12 protein-coding genes are annotated in these 20,012 nt (G+C 40.3%); 3 read left to right on the top strand and 9 right to left on the bottom strand.

The annotated features are described in order from the left end of the window. Positions 1 to 9: 9 nt before the first annotated feature. The 8 genes from SFRI_RS10720 to SFRI_RS10685 form a co-directional block, all read right to left on the bottom strand. Positions 10 to 1,893, bottom strand: a complete 1,884-nt coding sequence (locus SFRI_RS10720; protein ID WP_081430134.1) for a DNA phosphorothioation-associated putative methyltransferase — start codon at positions 1,891 to 1,893, stop codon at positions 10 to 12. Positions 1,894 to 1,935: 42 nt separating this feature from the next. Then, positions 1,936 to 2,106 carry a hypothetical protein gene (locus tag SFRI_RS21670; RefSeq protein WP_167526094.1) on the bottom strand — a complete coding sequence of 57 codons (171 nt, stop codon included), beginning with the start codon at positions 2,104 to 2,106 and terminating at the stop codon, positions 1,936 to 1,938. A 17-nt stretch (positions 2,107 to 2,123) separates the two neighbouring features. Beyond that, on the bottom strand, positions 2,124 to 2,714 hold the full coding sequence (locus SFRI_RS10715) for a hypothetical protein (protein ID WP_011637538.1): 591 nt from the start codon (positions 2,712 to 2,714) through the stop codon (positions 2,124 to 2,126). Between the two features lie 248 nt (positions 2,715 to 2,962). Further along, entirely contained in the window at positions 2,963 to 3,316 is a 354-nt protein-coding gene (locus SFRI_RS10710) for a YkgJ family cysteine cluster protein (protein ID WP_011637537.1), read from the bottom strand. Positions 3,317 to 3,608: 292 nt separating this feature from the next. Then, complete coding sequence (locus SFRI_RS10705) at positions 3,609 to 4,487, bottom strand: NAD(P)-dependent oxidoreductase (protein ID WP_011637536.1); 879 nt, start codon at positions 4,485 to 4,487, stop codon at positions 3,609 to 3,611. 596 nt (positions 4,488 to 5,083) lie between these two features. Continuing rightward, positions 5,084 to 8,068 (bottom strand): TonB-dependent receptor, encoded by a 2,985-nt coding sequence (locus tag SFRI_RS10700; protein ID WP_011637535.1) that lies wholly within the window; start codon positions 8,066 to 8,068, stop codon positions 5,084 to 5,086. Positions 8,069 to 8,739: 671 nt separating this feature from the next. Continuing rightward, positions 8,740 to 10,980: a peptidase U32 family protein gene (locus SFRI_RS10690; protein ID WP_011637534.1), complete on the bottom strand. Its 2,241-nt coding sequence runs from the start codon at positions 10,978 to 10,980 to the stop codon at positions 8,740 to 8,742. Positions 10,981 to 11,362: 382 nt separating this feature from the next. Next, a complete protein-coding gene (locus SFRI_RS10685) occupies positions 11,363 to 12,964 on the bottom strand; it encodes an ABC-F family ATPase (protein WP_041412957.1) in 1,602 nt (533 codons plus the stop codon). 303 nt (positions 12,965 to 13,267) lie between these two features. Between SFRI_RS10685 and SFRI_RS10680 the strand changes: the two genes are divergently transcribed. The 3 genes from SFRI_RS10680 to SFRI_RS21015 all read left to right on the top strand — a co-directional run bounded on the left by SFRI_RS10680 (position 13,268) and on the right by SFRI_RS21015 (position 18,676). Further along, the gene (locus SFRI_RS10680; protein ID WP_011637532.1) at positions 13,268 to 14,410 is read left to right on the top strand and encodes a PcfJ domain-containing protein; all 1,143 of its coding nucleotides are present in this window, start codon (positions 13,268 to 13,270) and stop codon (positions 14,408 to 14,410) included. A gap of 211 nt (positions 14,411 to 14,621) precedes the next feature. After that, complete coding sequence (locus SFRI_RS10675; RefSeq protein ID WP_011637531.1) at positions 14,622 to 15,398, top strand: hydratase/decarboxylase; 777 nt, start codon at positions 14,622 to 14,624, stop codon at positions 15,396 to 15,398. A gap of 539 nt (positions 15,399 to 15,937) precedes the next feature. Next, positions 15,938 to 18,676, top strand: coding sequence for an EAL domain-containing protein (locus SFRI_RS21015; protein WP_011637530.1), 2,739 nt, complete (start codon positions 15,938 to 15,940; stop codon positions 18,674 to 18,676). 269 nt (positions 18,677 to 18,945) lie between these two features. Here SFRI_RS21015 and SFRI_RS10665 read toward each other — a convergent pair whose 3' ends face one another. Then, positions 18,946 to 19,857: a LysR family transcriptional regulator gene (locus tag SFRI_RS10665; protein ID WP_011637529.1), complete on the bottom strand. Its 912-nt coding sequence runs from the start codon at positions 19,855 to 19,857 to the stop codon at positions 18,946 to 18,948. Between the last annotated feature and the right edge of the window lie 155 nt (positions 19,858 to 20,012).

Raw genomic sequence — 20,012 nt, 5'->3', positions numbered from 1 at the left:
CGTATAAGTTTACGTCTCAACATTTTTGTTCATATATTGCTCTTTATTGATCAACACCGGCCGTTTATCTACTTCCACGTAATCAAAAAAATCTACATCGAGCTGCCACATCTTAACCTTGATACGTTCACGTAAGGTGGGGAGTGGGCTGGTGTCGAAGTTGTCGTAGCCCATAAAGCTGACTTTACCTGAAGTGATATGGATTTTTACCAAATCGATTTCATCCAGTTCGCCATACAGTTGCACAGCTGCGCCAACATAGACACGCAGTAATGCGGGCAGGTAACTTAAGTATTTTTTATGGAACTCTAACGAGTGTCCGTTATTGAGTTTACTTGCGGGCAGTTTGTTGTCGTGTGCGTCGGTACAAGCTTTTTCAATTAGTTGGGTATCTGCGATGGCAAATAATAATACTTTGGCTTCATTAATGGCGACCTTGTAAGTATCAAAAAATATTTTGATGTCGCGTTTTTGCTCGTCGGGTAATCGACTGTAACCTTTGTGTTGTTCGAACTGACTTAATGCAAAGTATACTAGTAAGTCTTCACGTCTTAAGGCTATGGCTTGTTTAAATTCGAGTTCAGCTGATTCACCTTGCACTTGTATCAGTAATTTAAAGGCTTTTTTAGCATTACCAAAATGCATTGTGATGTTGGCCGATTCAGCAAACTCGTCATCTACTGGTAAGCGGCCTAGCTCTAAACATCTGTCCCAAAACGCGGTTAACAATGTTTGATGTTGAGTGAATAGTAATCTGGCTTGTTCTTCGGATGTTGGTGTCGGTGTGGTTATTTGGTGCCATTGGTGATGGCGTTGATGCCGCTTGGCTAAAAAGCGTTGTTCTTCAATTTTGTCACGGAAAATATAATAAATGCCTGGTGCAACAGCGATAGCATTTTCGTCTAACGTGCGTTCGATATAACCTTTTAGCTCGGCCTGGGCATAATATTTTTGAAACGTATTGCGTGAGGTAATGACACCGTCTTTATAGGGAGTAAATTGGCTGATAAAGCTGTCGTTTGCCAGCATGGCAGACACTACCAATAACTTTCTAGATAGATGCCAAGCGCCTCGTATGGCTTCTGTTCTTTCTATTGCATCTTCGATGACGTTAATGACAAAGCCAATGTTAACAATGTCGGATTCAACTTTGTCAGCGTCTGGGCAAAAATTTGGGTCCCAGCCTAATGCTTCTAAACCGTGTGCTTGTAGTTCTCTTAAATCGTCCCCTCGACCACATCCATAATCAAATACACTGTAATCACCGTTTAAATAACTTTGTTTGGCAAGATGCTTCATTGGTGAGCTTAAGTCGTGTCTTACCAATGCCGTTTTATGTCTGTCGATATTGCTGCTGTCTGTTTGCACACTAAAACTAGAGCTTCTAAATAGCCGACCGTCGACGAGTTCGTAGCCGTGTTGTTGGATTATTTTTTCCCATGACTGTTTAAACCCTATCATGCGGCTTTTGGCATATAAGCCTGCATTTTCACCTTCTTGGGTAATGGCTTCAAATTCATCATAACTGGCATGTGAACTTGGCAGCATGGTTTCTTTGCGATGCAGAATAGGTGGATTGTCGCTGGACAAGTATTGGGTGATGCGATGTTCAAGCTTGCTTAAGTCAACGGTAACGCTTTGCGTAAGTGCAGGGTAGGCTTCGGTAAAAAACGTAGGGTATGACAACAGAGATAATTTAAATTCAGTTTTACTGAGCTTAATGACTTGCCAATCGTCGAGTGGGATTTTTAACGCATTACTCACCGCAATGATGAAACCACTGAGTTGCTTATCTATTTCTGCGAGGCCGTCCTGGTGTAAATAATGGGCGTCGGGTAATTTTTTACCTAACGGCATTGTTGTCACAAGCTTTTTAAATAAAACTGCATCCATGATGTATTTCCATTTCGTTTAGGTGATAAATCTCAACGAGGTTTACTTTTGTTCGATTAAGTACCAAAAACTGTTGCCTTTTTTTTTGTGCTTAATTTCTCCAGCTTGGCGCATATGCATTAAATGACAAGAAGATACTTTGAGCTGCCGCATGGTGTCTTTACTGTTTAGCCATTGCGACGTTTTATCTATTTCTGTTTGAGGTTTATCCATGTAGCCTCTTTTTGCTATTAATAATCAACTTGTTGTATTACCGCGATTGCCGTTTCATTTCGGCCTTTTTTAGACGGTACACGGTGGCCGGTGTCGGCATTGGTTTTCATGGTTTGTATAAATTGATTCATTTGCGGGCCAATGCTGATGTGTATCGGTCGATTTTTACCGTAATAGTACAGGCGATCAAATTTCAGGTTTTCACACATCCATTGTGCAACTTGCTGCATATCAATCGGTTGGTCATTGTTGCTGCTTACTAGGGTAAAGTCACAGGCGGCACCTAAGCGGTCGCAGATGATTTTTTGATTTTGATTGAGTTCGTGCGAGCAATGTTGATCAAGCTTTGGCGCAATATGCGGATTACGGTTTTTAGCTATTTTTCTAACAAGCTCGGGTGAACAAAAACCATAGGTGAGCGAGATAGGGCCAAATTGGTCGACGATTGGATCAAGTATTTGGGTGGCCAATAAACTCAGGGCGCGCCAAGTGTCAGGCTGTAAAGGCAGGTTTTCAATATTATGTTCGAGCGCAGTTGCACCACAATTAATGAGATCTGCGTAAGTGAAAAAGCGGCTCGCTTTACCGTTGATATTATAGGTAAACAATCAAAATCCATCGTGTGCATTCATTTGGGGTAACAATACCGCGGATTGATTATGCTGACCAGATTGAACTGTTATTTACGTTGATAAAGTAGTAAAAATAAGCTGTTTAACAACTAAAACAGCCATTTGAGATGAATAGTAATGTTAATACAGCAGATGAATGATATTTGCCTAATTTATGAGAGGATATTTTGAGACGTTTTACCGCAATAAACTTGAGAACAGAAATTGCGGTAAACAAGGCATGGCTACACTAACACTTGGCGCGTGTTGGCAATGTAGTGATGGATTTGAGCCTCAGTTCTAGTATCAATCATCTCATCTGGGCGGCGATCTTCAGGGCAAGGCATACGCGGCGTTGTGCCAAATAAGCGGCAAATCAATGGGCGTTCTTCATACACTTCGCAACCATTAGGGCCAAGATACACGCAGTTCCATTCTTTTAACGCGGCTTCATGTTCGGCATCTGTTTTTACCGGTAGACGCGCCATTTCTGCAGATGATGTTGTCACTGGGCCGCAGCAGTCATGACAGCCTGGTTTGCATTTAAATGAAGGAATGCGCTCGCGCAGTAGATCGACTATCTCTATGTTATTTTTCATTAATGCCTAACGTTTGAAGAATTCGTGCATATTATACGTCGATAGTGGGCTGACTAAAAGTCGTTAAGCAGGTAAGGGCGACTACAACGGATGTGTGAGTGGGTTTATTTGGGGTAGTCTTTTAGCGATACAAGATATTGTGACGATGAATAAGCGGCGGGTAAACCAATTTACTGATTGACGGTAAACGTTGGAAAAGTAAGGGTTGTGAGGTGAACGATTCACCCATAAAAAAACCTTTTTACCTGCAATTAATACAGATAAAAAGGTTTGATGTATGGAAATTAATGGCTTACTTAGCGAGCTTCAAAAAGTAATCGAAAATTTCTGGTACGTTGCCGTTACCTAAACCTGCGTCAAATGCAGCTTGTAGATTAGCAGATGAACCTTCAGCAATTTTAGATTCTGTGCCTAAGTCTTCTACCATTTTTAAGAAGTAGCCAAGATCTTTGTTTGCGTTAGCAATAGAGAAGCCTAAATCGCTTACACCGTCTACTGCATAGTTTTTACAGAATTTCATGAACGGTGAGTTAGATGGACCCGCTGACATAATGTCGAATAGTTGCGCACGGTCAACACCAGCAAGATCTGCAACAGCAAAGGCTTGAGACATAGCACAAACGGTAGTCATACCCATAAAGTTGTTGATTAGCTTAGTCGTGTGACCTGCGCCTAATGCACCTAAATGGAAGACGTTTTCGCCTTGCTCGTCTAATACTGGCTTAACCTTATTAAAGGTCTCAAGATCGCCAGCTGCCATGATGTTTAGTAAACCGTCTTTAGCGTGAGCAGGAGTACGGCCGAGTGGGGCATCAATCATACCTGCGCCTTTTGCTGCAAGGTCTGCACCAATTTTACGCGTAGATGAAGGAATTGATGTACCAAAATCAACTAGTACAGAACCTTCTTTAATGCCCGCCAGAATACCATCGTCACCATAAACCAGTTTTTCAACTACGGCAGATGTGGTTAAGCACAGCATAACGATGTCGCTAGATGCAGCAAGTTCTTTTGCTGTCGTTACGGTTTTTGCACCGCGAGCAACACATGTAGCAACCGCTTCTTTGTTAAGGTCCATTACATTTAGCTGGTAACCTCTGTTTTGTAAGTTCTCAACCATGTTGCCGCCCATAAGGCCAAGGCCGATAAAACCGATGACTGGTTTTGTCATGTCTAACTCCTAAATATATTGGTAAATGCGTATTTCAATTTTATTCAGCTCACCGAATGTGCCAGTGCGCTATGTAATTTGTATAAAGAGCCATCTTGAGTTCAGGATTGCTATAAGCCAATTGAGTGGGTTAATGTCCTTTCAAATGGTGTATTCCTGTTTACTCTTCAAAACGACTCATTATTTATCATTTAATATTGCCGGACTGAAAATATCGGTAACAATGATGCTTACTCTTGCTTGAATTGGTTATCAAGTGGTATTACAAAATTGTAAGTAATGCTAAGGTTATTGTCAACCAATTATCTCACCAAGGTTATACCAAAAATGTGATTGGTAAGGGTGGCGTTGTTGGTTGTTAACTAAAACTAGAATTAATGATGGTGTGGTAGCAAGGTATCGCTATTTGTAATTCGACATTTATATCAACTAATAAATCGTTTATATGACCCTGCACATACGTAACGCGTTAAGCCGCTGCTAGTGTCATATCCATTTAACGCTCTAATATCGTTTGTAGTGACGGTCAATAATATTGTTGTCGTTAATGGTAGAGCCTATCAATTTGATAGGCTCTACTTTAAGACATCAGTTGATTAAAACTTAGCTCTAACACCAAGAGTGTAGCGACGGTCTGCTTCACTGTAAGCCCAGATAGAATCTAGCTCAGTAGTATAAACAATTGGTTCACCCGTTAGGTTTACCGCATTGGCTACAACAGTGAAGTTTTCGTTGATATCCCAACTAACTGAAAAATCAAGTTGGCCTCTATCTTCTCGGTAGCTGTTACCCACGGTAGGGTCGTAGTTGTCAGCTGAAGGGTCATTCTGGTTGAAAACGTTATAACCTAAAGCGCCAACAGTTTGTACACGCTTGGTGCTTTGGTCGTCTAAATAACGGTCACGCCAGTTGTAGGCTAAACGTAACTGAACTTCTTCACCTTCCCAGTAAACTTGAGTGTTAGCGGTGTGCTTAGAAATATTCAATAATGGATTGCCATCGGGTTGCTGACTATCTGCATAGGTATAGTTTGCGTTAACACCTAAACCTGCCCAAATACCTGGTAAAAAGCTGAACTGTTGCTGGTAACCTAATTCCAAGCCTCTGACTTCACCGCTACCACCATTTACATCAGTGTCGATGACGATACCGGTGCGACCTGCCGCTTTTTGAGCATCAACATATGCTAAACCTTGGTCTTGAGTGGCATTAACAATGTCACCTTGGCTTTGACCAGCAGTGTTAAGTAAACATATATTGTTCCACTGGGTGGTATTTTGTCCGCTTATCGTGCTTGAATCAGCTAAACAGCTACTGTCGGTTTGTGTAAACGAGTTAACATCTTTATAGAAAATTGCCGCAGAAAGTAAACCACCGTCGCCGAAGTAATGCTCTACAGAAAGGTCATATTGAGTAACACGATACGGTTCTAATTGATATGAACCTTGAGTACCGGTAACTAAAGAGTTATCGATTGATAATGCAGGACTTAATTCATCAAAATCAGCACGACGCATCACTTTAGCTGCTGCAAAACGCATTAAGGTTTCTTCAGATAAAGTATAAGTGACATTCAAGCTAGGTAAAAAGTCTGAATAATCGTTACTACCAGTATTGAGGATTTTGTTACCGTTACTGTCTACAGAATCAACAATACTAGATTCTAATTCTGTTTGAATATAACGCCCACCAACCACTGCAGTAATGTCATCAAAATCTAAATGAAACTGTGCATAAATAGCACGAGTTTTTTCGTTGATGAACTTATATGCGCCAGTGTCTTCAACCATGTTGTCAGCTAAAGTACCGTTCATTGCATAAGTGGTACCTGCTAGCATTTGTTGGGCTAGTAAGTAAGTTGCTTCAGCATCTTGCAGTTTTTCAGCGTCATACACGTTGTAGGTTAGTAGGTCATTTTGACCAGACATACCGGTTTGGTCGAATGAGTTGCTGGCATTGATAGTGGTAAAACTGTCGCTGATAATTGGGTTATCAATCCAGGTTGGGCTATATAAGCCGTCTGCATTTTTAGCTTTTTTATACGAATCTTTAAGCGTGTTGCCATTAGGTTTAAGATCAAAGCGATTTGAACTGTAATCTCTATCGGTAAAGCGTACACCCGTTTTGATTGCAGAGATAAAATCTACACCCACATCGTGGATTTTGAAGTCAAAGCGTAATGCTTGTTCTTCGTTATCTGTGTCTAACGTTTTGTGGTAAAACTCACGGAATACCAAGTTGTCTGGATTAGTTAACATACCTGTGTCTTCAAAGACATAAGATGGAATGCCACCACCATTAGTCATGCTTGCTGTGCTGGTATGTGTTACTAGATCAAGGGTAGGGTCTGTGCGTTCAATTGGGCGCAAGTTAAATTCAGAAGCTGTTTGACGTTCTTCTGATTTAGAGATTGAATATTCGCCCGAGATTTCGATGTTATCAGTAATATTCCACTCACCGCCGATAGCATGAGAAGTTGTTTCTGATGTTGTAAAGTCACTCCAGGTTTTAGGAATAACCAATACGCCACTTAGGTCGTAATTTTGCAGTTGTCCATTACCATCGTAGTAGGAATCACTTCTTGGCACCACGGTACCACCAACATCGAGAATTGAATAAGCCGCTTGGCCGCCATCCAGTTTTGTCGAGTTCATGTCAACGTAGAAATTAAGCTCTTCGCTGGTTGGCGCCCACTGTAGTGATAAACCAAATGCAGTACGTTCACGTTGTTCTGTTTTTTGCTCTACTGTACTTTCTGTTCTACGAAGGTATTTGCCGTTAGGGCCACCAGATACATCAACAGTGCCATCACCGTCTAAATCGATATCGTCTTGTAAATCAACCTTGTTAAAATACTCGTCACGACGTAATTCACGGTCTTGGTACGATACGTTAGCTGCAGCACCGAAGGTACCGGCATCACCTAAATCCCAGCTATTACCGATTGCGGCGGTAAAGTTTGGGGCAACATTTTCAGTTTTGTCTGCGTATTCACCGTCGAGGGTAATCGCAACTAGCGGCTCACTAAGTTCTAATGGGCGTACTGTTTGCATGTTAACTGTGCCACCTAAAGCACCTTCAATCATTTCAGGCGTTGGAGATTTAATCACTTCAACTGTTTTTAAGAAGCTAGCAGGGAAGTCATCTAAACTAATACCACCTCGCCCAGGGCCTGCTGTTGAACGACCATTAAGCAAAATGAGGTTTTCTGATACACCGCGGATAGTGACTGATTCGCCTACACCAAAATCAGATTCAATAGAAACACCTGTTATACGTTGCAATGCTTCAGCAATGTTGTTGTCTGGTAATTTACCAATATCTTCGGCAACGATAACATCGACAATTCGTTCGTCAGTACGTTTAAGTAAGTTAGCCGCTTTTAAGCTGCCAAATATGCCTCGAACGGCTATAACTTCAATTTCACTTGCTTTAACTTTTTCTGCTTCAGTTTGTGCTGTTGGTTCTGCAGCTAATGCTGGCATGGTTAACATGGCTGTTAAAGTCGCGCCAAAAATGGTTATATTGTTGGCTTTGTTTTTAGCACCACTGAACATGGCGCCTATTTTATTCAACTTCATAATTCCCCCCAAAGAAATTGTTTATTTTGGTATTACCAATGTTGTTGTTTTAATCAACAGATACATTTATATAACACGTTACCAACAATTGCAATTGATCATTACCAAATTAAATTATTTGTCTTACCAAATTGTGTTTATTAAAATTTATAAGATGATATGTTTAATCTACTCGTCATTATTCAACAATGCCATTGTACTCTTGCTTGTGACTATCACGTTTAAAACAGCAGTGCGTCACTTTAGGTGTATATAATTCATGCTTAATCGTGATGGATACTGGTTTTATAGGGTCAAAAAACACCAATCAAATTGGTAATGTAGGTTCTTTAATTGGTATTACAATTCGATGGGGTTAATGTTATTACGATTGTTAGTACATCTAAATGAAGCTTTTTTAAGGTCGTTGGAGGTATTTAGATGGATATAGCTTGTTGATATGTTAACTTGAAATTAACGTCGATAAAGAATGTTGTAGTGCGAAATTAACAGCGGCTAGCATCAGAAACACCAAGGGTCGCATTAATGCGACCCTTGGTGTTTGTTATGTTGGACTAGGTAACTTATCGCTTATTATCACAATCGATCATTGATAATCAATAACTGATAAATTAATTGAGTCATAAGTTAACCATCACACTCTATGTCGAGCGAGTCATTATCCAGCGTTATTATAAACCTTGCTGATACTGGGCATTAGTCGAAATGGTCACCAGTTGATTTAACTCTAGTTTCGATTCGCTAACGCCTTTAAGGACATTTTCGAAGTGGGTTACCAGCTGAGTTTTATCTATTTCGGCTTTTGAGCCAGATCCTATGTTGGTGAGATCGATAAAGAACTCATCGAATAAGTGTGATAAATCTTCAACAGCTTCGATGTTTAAAAACTGCTCGTGGTTATAGATGCTCGGGTAACCGCCTTTTTGTTTGTCTACTGCAAACGAAATACCTTTCACATTAGTGATGGTAGTGGCTTTTTCACACTTGAGCATGCAACCGTCTTCAATGCTGGGCTTATTACAGCCTACCGTTTGTTGGAAAAAGCATTGTCTGCTGGTCATCATCAAAATTGGGTGATAGATGCTGTAAAGCAGTTTGAAGTTTTCCGGCCTGGCGATGTTTTTAATTTGATTACGATTAATCTCGTTCGAAATAAACGCACCAGCACAATTCAATTGCTCTTGTAATGTCAGCAAGGCATAAGAGTTAGTGGTGTTTAAAAACGGGCCTGCGATCCACTCAATGTCCATTTCATAAGCTTTAAACGCGACGCCGGTATTGTTAGTAACAATTCGCTTAGGCTTAACCACTTCTAACACTCTTACTGCTTCGATGTAATCTTTGCCAATAAGCACAGCCGGAAACCACGGGATTAATCTTGGGTTGCGTAAAAAGATATCAATATACTTGTTGTCGTTTTTCTTAAAGCTTTCAGGCAGCTTAAAGTAGATGTCGGCATCGGTAACATCACATAAGTTGACGTCTTTTTCATCACTAATAAGCAAAGATAATGTCGGTGTTTCTGTTACTTTAGGATGCTTAGGTAACTTGGGTAAGGTTACTGCACCTATGTATTCTCTTTGTGTTAGCTGTAATAACAGTTGGTTTTTAAGCTGAGTTAACTGACTAAATGGTAGGCTTAAATCAGCCTGCAAGCCGTCATAATTAAACGCTTGTAACAAGTAACCACTGCCTTTTAAGCTTTTAAAGCGTTTCTCAATGGCCGCTTCATCAACCCGCGATTCTGTCGCTTGGGTTAGAGAGATAGATGATTCAATCACAAAGTGTTGGTCTGGCGTGGTCACCGTGATCGACAATGGTTGATCAACTTGACCTGAAAATGCCAGTGCTAACGTTGGCTTGGCAATGCTCAGGTGATTAATTTTTTCGGCAACCAGTTGCACAATGGCGTCTTTTTCTGACGACAGTGTTTGTTGCGCTTCTTGAATTTGAACCACTGATATCGCGTTACTTTTATCGTTAGCATGTTTAAAGCTGTTATCGCGTGGATTGTCGATAAACATGTCTTTGGTGAGGTTACCCTTTAAAAACGAGTTGGTAAAATCACGGTTGAATACTTTATGTAAGTTCGAGTCATCGGCTAATAGCTTGCCAGTTTCGATAAATTTGTCGATCTGTTTACGCCAGCTATCCACCACGGTATGCACATATTGTGCACCTTTAATGCGGCCTTCAATTTTGAGTGAGTCAACACCGGCATCAACCAATTCTGGTAAATCAAAGTAAGCTGAGTTGTCTTTTAGATTCAGCGGAAATTTGTTGCCCGCAGCTGTGACTTCATATTCGTCACGACATGCCTGGCTACAACGGCCACGGTTGCCAGAATTACCAACACTCACTGAGCTTGAATAACATTGACCAGAGAAGGCGATACATAATGCACCGTGAACAAAAACTTCGGTAAGCACTTCGTGATCGTGGGCGAGGGTGGTGAGGCTTTTAATTTCGCCAAGGTTTAGCTCACGAGATAAATTGACTCGAGTGGCGCCGATTTTGGCTAAGAAGCCAATTTGACCTTCGTTATGAGTTGTCAGCTGGGTTGAGGCATGAATTGCTAGGCTTGGAAAATGTTTAGTCACTAGATTAAACAGGCCTAAATCCTGGACGATAATACCGTCGATACCCGTATTCACAAGCTGATTGAGCAATTTAACCAATGTCGGAACTTCGTTTTCTAAAATAACGATGTTCATAGTAAGAAACACTTCACACTGATATTGATGTGCAAGCGCGATAACACCAATTAAGTCATCGAATGATAGGTTTGCTGCACGGTTACGGGCGTTGAAGGTATCTAAGCCACAATAAACGGCGTTTGCACCGGCTATTATCGCAGCTTTGATCGCATCGACATCTCCACCGGGTGCCAATAATTCGATTTTTCTATTCATGATATTTTCGCTATTTTATGTCGTTAGTTATTAATTTTAGGCGTAGATTTTACGTGTATCTGCAACGGATTACTATTGATTAGGCTTTATGAATATAAATAACCTCAGTTCGTGATAACCAACGCCTCCCAAACAGCCTTTGCTTTGCTAACGGCGTTAATTCGCACAGTTAGTAAAGTAAATGACAAGTTTGACAGTTGTTCATGTCTACACTTCGGATCTTTATACTTACATCTGCAATCGCGATTTCTGCTTAACCATTATCTTTATAATGAATTAAACAAAAAAGGTCTTCATCTTTGCAATATTATGCAACATGAAGACCTTACTTTAACGATGTTATCCGTTAATGGACATTGAGTATCGCATGCCCAAAAAGAGGTTAACCTCGGGCTTCTGCTTCAGCTTGGCTTGCAAGGTATTCATCAAATGTACCTTGGAAGTTTATCAATCTTTTGCCTTTTACATCAATAATGCGTGTTGCCAAAGATGACACAAATTCACGGTCATGGCTGACAAATATCAATGTGCCTTCAAATAATTTCAAGGCTTGGTTTAGCGCTTCAATCGCTTCCATGTCCATGTGGTTGGTTGGCTCGTCCATTACCAGTACGTTAATATCCATCATCATTAACTTACCGAATAATAGGCGGTTTTTCTCACCACCAGAACAGTTGCGGACTTTTTTATTGGCGTCGTCATCAGAAAATAACAGACGACCTAACATGCCGCGAACCATTAAATCATTGTGCTTTGGTGTGCGCCATAATGACATCCAATCAAATAAAGTCATGTCATTATCAAAGTCAGCGGTGCTGTCTTGCGGGCAGTAACCAATCGCAGCATTTTCAGACCATTTAATACGGCCATGATTGTGTTGCAATTCATTTACTAAGCAGCGCAATAGGGTCGTTTTACCTACGCCGTTCTCGCCAATAATCGCCAGTTTAGAACCCGCTTCAAGAATAAGGTCGCCGTGTTCGAATAACACTTCGTCGAAACCGTGTGACAACTCTTCAAGTACGAGTGCTTGGCGATGCAGCTTTTTGCTTTCTGCAAAACGAATTGATGGGGTTATACGGCTAGATGACTTAACATCATCTAACTTAATTTTGTCCATTTTTTTAGCGCGTGAACTAGCTTGCTTTGCTTTAGATGCGTTTGCACCAAAACGGTTAACGAAGTCTTGCAGCTCGTCAATTTCAGCACTTTTCTTGGCGTTGCCTGCTAATAGTTGCTCACGAATTAGCCCAGATTGAGCTAAGAAATATTCGTAATTACCAGGGTAAACACGTAATTCGCCGTAATCGATGTCAGCCATGTGGGTACAAACAGAGTTTAAGAAGTGTCTGTCGTGCGAAATGATGATCATGGTGCATTTACGTTTGTTTAGCTCTGTTGCCAACCAACTAATGGTATGAATATCCAAGTTGTTGGTAGGTTCGTCGAGTAACAAAATGTCTGGGTTAGCGAATAAAGCTTGTGCTAATAGCACGCGCAATTTCCAACCTGGAGCAACCTGTTGCATTAAACCAAAGTGAAATGACTCTTCAATGCCGGCTTCTAACAGAATTTCACCAGCGCGACTTTCAGCTGTGTAGCCGTCCATTTCCGCGAACTGACTTTCTAGGTCGCCTACTCGCATGCCGTCTTCGTCGGTCATTTCTGCTTTTGCATAAATGCTGTCACGTTCTTGTTTTACTTTCCACAGTCCGACATCACCCATGATCACTGCGTCGACAACACTATATTGTTCAAACGCGAACTGATCTTGACTAAGCGTACCGACTTTAAAGCCTGGCGTAATCGACACGTTTCCTGATGTTGGAGCCAAAGCACCGCTCAAAATTTTCATAAACGTGGATTTACCACAGCCATTTGCGCCGATTAAACCGTAACGGTTACCGTGACCAAATTGAGCCGAGATGTTTTCAAATAATGGCTCAGGGCCAAACTGCATGGTGATATTAGCGGTAGAAATCAAAGCAATGTTCCAACTGTGTACTACTGAATATTTATCAACAAAGGGCAAGACAACAGCCACGTGTGAATAAGACAGACATAAGTATATGTAAGTAAATAGGCCGCGGATTATACAGGTTAGCGCTAAGTTGTCGATTTATAATCTGCTTATATAGCAGACAATGGCGTTAACCTTGTGTTAGGGAAGTATCGAACCGTGTAAATTGGCTGATATCTGCGCGGTTGAATCGATTGCTATAGAATCTGATGCCAAATAAGTTTCAATATCAGCTACATTATTGATTTGGTTGTTTTAGGAGTCGACATGACTGGTGCGTTATCCATCCCTATGCGCGAATGGGGTTTTGATTATGATGTTCAATTACACTGCTGGGATAATGGCTTAGCTGGATTTAGAACCTTTAATCATCAATCTAATGAGCAACTGGAAGGCGGGTTAGGGCTAGGACTTGATTTAGTGACTCAAAGCGAAGCTGGTCGAGCCTGGTTGGCGACTATTCCGCAACATTTGTTGAAGATCACTCAGCCTTTTGCAGAGCATCAATACCAAATGTTGTGGCTGGCAGCTAATTGTGAACCCGCATTACAGATATTACTCAGCAGACCGGTGTTGTTATTACTGATTTGCGAGCAATGCAGTGTCGATAATCAACAAGCGCTTGAATTTTGTTTACTTGGTCAGCGGCAGATTTTAACGGCGCTGGGCTATCACAGCAGTAAAGCAGCGCTTAAGTTTATTGATAAGTTAACGTTAACCTATGAACGAGAAGCCGATTTACTGCATGTTAAACGTCAGTTAGATGTGCGATTTGAACACTTTAGTCGTTTTAAGCATTATCAACAGATTAACTTAACTGCTCTGAGTGTTGATCACATGTACCCATTTTTTACTGGCACTCCGCTTGGGCTCGATTTGGCGTTTAATCAGCAACAAAGACGAAGTAAATTAATGGCGTACTTGAATGACACTTTGCATTTAGGCGTCGCGCTAGGGGTTTTCGATCCGCTGCAACGGGTTAGTCAATTGCCGTCGATTGAAGATTTACGCCAGTTACATGATCGCTGGGTGCTTGAGCGCAATGAAATATCGGTAGTTAATGCCCGCCCACAAAATGCTGATATCGCCTATCCGCAATTGCTTACAGCCAATAGTCAAATTATGGCTATTAGCCGTTATGATGAACTCGTTGCAGAAGGCCTGGAACAAGGTCACTGTATCGCTATTTATCATCAAAGCATTGCCAACGGACATTATTGTGCGTTTAAAATGGCTAAGCCTGAGCGAATGACTATTGGTATCAAAATCACTAAAACTCAGCCGTTGATGTGCGAAATCGACCAGATTAGAGGCGCGTCTAATGCAATGCCATCGGAGCAAGCACGCGAGATTGTTTATCAATGGTTTGAGCAAACTAAAGCACAGTTAAAACAACGCAAAGCTGGATAACGTGAGCGTTACTTTATACTAGCTTTGATGCTGTGGTTGTTTGTGCGGAGTCATCAGCTTAAATGCCACTAACTTTAACGCGACTAGCATCGATACAGCTGTGAATAATGTGTGGCGTTAATACTAACCGAAGATGTATTTATAATAATCACTTACTCGCGACTAATGCTTCGCTTGTTAAAGTATTTCACTATCGCAATAGGAAACCGTAATGGTTCAACAAACGAATATAAACGACATTGCCAAACATCTCTTTTCACAAAGGCATTGTGTTAAGCCTGAGTCAAATTTACTACCTGAACAGCATATAGACAGTATTGAAACGGCACTTGAAATCCAAGTCGCGATGATTGCGTTGAATCAACATAATGTTACTGGCTGGAAATGTTTAACGCCGCGAGACAATGGCGATTTGATTGTTGCACCTATTTTGGCCGATGCCATTGTCAATCAACAAGAATGTGCCATTTTATCATCTGCACAGCGTGCCCTGATTGAGCCTGAAATCGCTTTTGTTGTTGGTCAAACTTTTGAGGCTCATCGTCATTACTCTGAAACCGAAATTAATCAGCAAATTAGCGCTACTCATATGGCATTGGAGTTAATTCAACAACGATTTAGCCGAGATTATCCAGCCACATTTGTTGAAAAATTGGCTGACGGACTCAGTAATCAGGGGTTGTACTTAGGCCCAGAAATTGACATAGCTAAGGCATTGATGGCTAGCAAAATCCAAATAACGGTCACTCAACAACAAACTACCAATACCTATGACGGTTGTCATCCGTGTGATTTACCTGCATCACCTTTGTACTGGTTAGTGAATTTTTTAACCACTCGCGGCATTGAGATTACAGCCGGCCAAGCGATAATTACCGGCTCATACTGCGGTGTACTTAAAGTCGACATGGATAAACCTCTGCAGATTGAATATCAAGGATTAGGCAAGATGTCGTTGTCGTTTAGTGAGTTAAGCTTCAGTCAATAATCGACTGTGCTGTTATTACTTAGCGATAACGGATAAACCTCAACCAAAATCCTGATAGTAGACTTAAATGACGACTGCATGGATGCAGGAGTTAGAGTAACGCAGGAGCAGTTACCGACGACTGCATGGATGCAGGAGCTAGAGTAACGCAGGAGCAGTTACCGACGACTGCATGGATGCAGCTTGTCTATTACAAGATAATAATACACCGATGGCAGTACTAATATTGTTTGGCCTACTGTTCACACTCCCCAGATCGACATAAACCGTATGGTTGAGCGCTTGATCACAAAAATACAGTTCACTAAAGGTTATTGACACAAAATACTTATTAAAGTTTGTATGTCAGTAACCTTTTTTAGTATAAATAAATCATCTAAATGTGCGCGACTAAGTAATTGAAAAATTATAGTTAATGGTTAAAATTGTAGGCTATTGTTTTAAATGTGCTACGATTAAATGTTCCGTTCACAAGTTCATTACATTTTACCGGTGTTAGTTTTAGCATTGGCTATATAAACACCAGGAATAAAATAATAATGCCGAAAAAACCGACTGCCTATACAAATGTTTTTCTTTGTATATTGTTATTATTGTCATTCGCTAACTTTACACGTGCTGATGTTGTCGAGATGACCGCTGTTAGGCCAATAACCCTTAATGAACATGAGCAACAATGGCTGAGCGAACATCAACCAATTCGTGTGGGTGTGGATGGTTATTTCCCTCCTTATACTTATATCAATGAAAACGATCAAATTGTTGGAATGGCAGTTGATACTTTGTTGTTGATTGGGCAAAAGTTAGGCATAGAGTTTGTCATAAATGATGAACATCGCTGGCCAGATATCGTCAAAAATCTGCAGCAAAAAGAGATTGATATAGTGTTAACCATGGTCAACACACCTGAGCGCGAAAACCAATTTTTGTTCACTAGTCCAATTGTTTATAAATCGCTGGTGATTATTGGTAAAAATAATAACCATCAAATTAATAACCGCAGTCATATTGCTAATAAAACCATTGCGATAGTGAAGGATTATCAATATTCCGATAAACTTATTAAAGAGTTCCCCAGCGTAACGCCATTTGTGGTTGATAACATGCGTGAAGCAATGGAAGCTGTGCAGGCTAATCAAGCCGATGCGGCAATCACCTTTTTAGCTGCAGCAAATTATTATCAGTTAAAGTACTCATTTTCTGATTTGAAATTCTTCGCCTTTTACGAAAAAAACAATGCTAATGAATCCATTGCAGTCAGACAAGACTTTCCTATTTTAGCCAGTATTATGCAGAAAGGGTTGAGCTCGTTGAGCTCTACTGAAAAAATTGCCATTAATGAAGCTTGGGGGGCAAATATTACGCTGCCGAAAGATAACCAAGATTTGATTGAGTTTGCGGCGGTGGCAGGTGTATTAATTTTGTTGCTTAGTGTGTGGATTTTGCAAGCTAGACGGAATAATCAAGCCTTAACCATTGCTAATATTAATACTGCAAATGCCAATATGGCATTAAACGAATTAAAAAATAATCTTGAAAAAAACGTCTTGGAACGGACGCTTCAGCTTACCATTAGCGAAAATAGATACCGTGGTTTGGTTGAGTCGTTAGAAGATGAATACATTTTTTATCAGCACGATACCGATGGTTTTGTACAATATGTCAGTCCTTCAGTGACTCATATTTTAGGGCTCACTATTACTGGATTTGGCGAATATTATTATAAATTGTTAACTGACAATCCGAAAAATCAACTGATCTCAGGATATATCCAACGCATTATTAACGGAGAGAAATTAGCGCCATTTGAGATAGAAATATTTGATACGAATGGCGTTATTCATACCTTTGAGGTGCTTGAACGACCTATGTATGATGATGAAGGTGAATGCATTGGTTGCGAAGGTATTGCCCACGATGTGACATCGCGTAAACAGCAACAAGATATGTTGTATCAGCTGTCGCACTATGACGACTTAACGGGCTTAATTAACCGTTATTTTTTTAAGATTTTACTCGACGAAAATATTCAAATATGTCTGCAAAATCAACAGCCGCTGGCATTACTATTTTTAGATCTTACTCGTTTTAAAATTATTAATGATAACTTTGGACATAGTGCTGGCGACTATATTCTACAGCAGGCGGCTACACGCATTAGTACTACGCTAAATGGAACCTTCACAGTGTCACGTTTTGGCGGTGATAAATTTTGTATTGCATTACCCAATAAAGCTGCCGATGAAGCAAATGCCATTGCGACTGAATTAGTTGAAGTATTTCAACAACATTTTGAGTTTTTAGAACAAACCATTATTTTAGGTTGTCGTGTGGGTATTAGTCTTTTTCCTGAAGATGGCAAAGATGCTGAAGCGATATTGAACCAAGCAGATTCAGCTTTGTATGAAGCGAAAAAAAGACCGTTTGGGGTGGCATTTTGTAACAAACAACAAGCGATACATAATAAACGCCGTCTCATTATTGAGCAGGGGTTACGTAAAGCGTTAGCTGAACCTGTTATTGAACATTATCAATTGTTTGCGGTATATCAGCCTTTAATCCTTTTACCAAGCCAAGGCCTAGGTGGATTTGAAGCGTTGATGCGTTGGGACCATCCAGACTTTGGGCTTATCTCTCCGGCTGAATTTATCCCTATTGCCGAAAATACTGGTTTAATCTTTGAATTAAGCCGTTGGATGCTCAAAACGGTATGCCAACAGTTAGTGAAATGGCATGAGCAAGGTTTTGACTTCAAAAGGGTATCAGTCAATTTGTCTGCGCTAGAATTGATGAGCATTAACTTAGCTGACGATTTACTGGCTGTTATTACAGATATTGGTGCCGAACCTAAGTGGCTTAAGTTTGAAATCACAGAAACCGCTTTGATGGCCATTCCTGAACAATCAATTGATATTTTACAAAAGCTTATCCAAGCTGATATTCATGTGGCTATCGACGACTTTGGCACGGGCTACTCATCACTTGCTTATCTTAAATCACTGCCAGCAACAATGTTAAAAATTGACCAGTCATTTATCTGTAATCTAATTCATTCAGCTGAAGATCAAGCCGTGGTAAAAGCGGTGATAAACATGGCGCATTCATTAGGTAAATGTGTCACGGCTGAGGGAGTTGAATTACAAGACCAATTAGACTTTTTGATTGAACATCATTGCGATGTTGCACAGGGATATTATTTTTCAAAACCGATGAATGCTGATGATGCTTATCATAAATACGCTGTAATCATTAACTCAATGGATGATGGTGCGCATTAAAATACTTATATGTGTGTGGAACTGCTCAACAATGTGATTTAGTAATAAGTATTAAGCTCTTTAGTTATGACAAAAAATGCATAGAAAATGACACTAATGTAATCTGCTTGTTATAGCTAAATTGAACTAACGTTGTTTGTTTTTTAAGGTTAAATTTGATTGCAAACATAATAAAACTCTATGCATGCTACTAACTTAACCTCAAATTAACCTTAACTTAATCAACGGGTTATTCTGAATAAAAAATCAATAATAACAACTGTCCGTCGTTAAGTCGGTCTTTTAGTTTCAGTTGCCGCAATAATCATCTTGTTTCTAAGCCATTTGTTGGCTGGCTCTTTGTCAACGTTAACATGCCAATATAAATGAACACCAATATCAGGTAATTCAACCGGCATTGGGTGTATATCAATATCAAGCATCTTGCTATACATAGCTGCTGCGGTTTTGGGCAGTGTTAGCAACATGTCATTATTTAAAATGACCCGGCAGGCTGATAATGCATGTTGGCAACGTAATGAAATTTTACGGTGTAAGCCAATACGTGATAATTCAAAATCTTCTAGGCTAGGGCCAGTGGAGCGAGATGAAACCAGCACATGGTCGAGTTTAAGGTAGGTTGCTAAATCAAGATCAGGATTCATTGCTGGATGGTTTTTACGTGCAACAACAACAAGTTGGTCAAGCTCTAATTGAGTATGCATAATGTTATTGCTAACAGGTATAAGTGTATCAATTGCCAAGTCAATATCACCACTGGCCAGTTTGTTTTCCAGTTCTGTGCGTCTAACTCTTTTATTACTGCTTAAATTGATGGACGGAGACTCTAAAGACAAACTCTGTTGCAGTATCGGTAAATAGTAGGGTTCTAGCGAACCATGCAATGACAATGAAAAACTCTTACGTGAAGTTAATGGTTCGAATTGTCGAGACTGTACCAAACACACTTGTAACTGATGTAATGCTTCACGCACGTCATCAATGACGTTCTTGGCCACTGGTGTTGGGCGCATTTCATTACCTTGTCTTATAAACAAAGCATCATCAAAGTGAGTCCGCAGTTTACCTAATGAATGACTCACCGCAGGTTGCGATAAATTTAGCACTGACGCTGCTTTGGTTATGTTTCCCTCACAATAAATCGCATCGAAAACCACAAACAAATTCAAATCAATTTTCATTCTTACTCCGGTGATCTCACTGTTTATGTTGAGAACACCTCAACTCATATCTGCTGTCTAGTATTAGGTATCAAGTAGCACTGTCACTATTTAAAATATAAATAGTAGGGTATTAGAACTATTCATTTGTTCAATTTAGATGTTGCTATTAGCAT

The sequence above is a fragment of the Shewanella frigidimarina NCIMB 400 genome (assembly GCF_000014705.1).
Lineage (GTDB): Bacteria > Pseudomonadota > Gammaproteobacteria > Enterobacterales > Shewanellaceae > Shewanella > Shewanella frigidimarina.
Note: the sequence above shows the minus strand (reverse complement) of the source record. Positions and strands in the feature narration are given on the sequence as shown.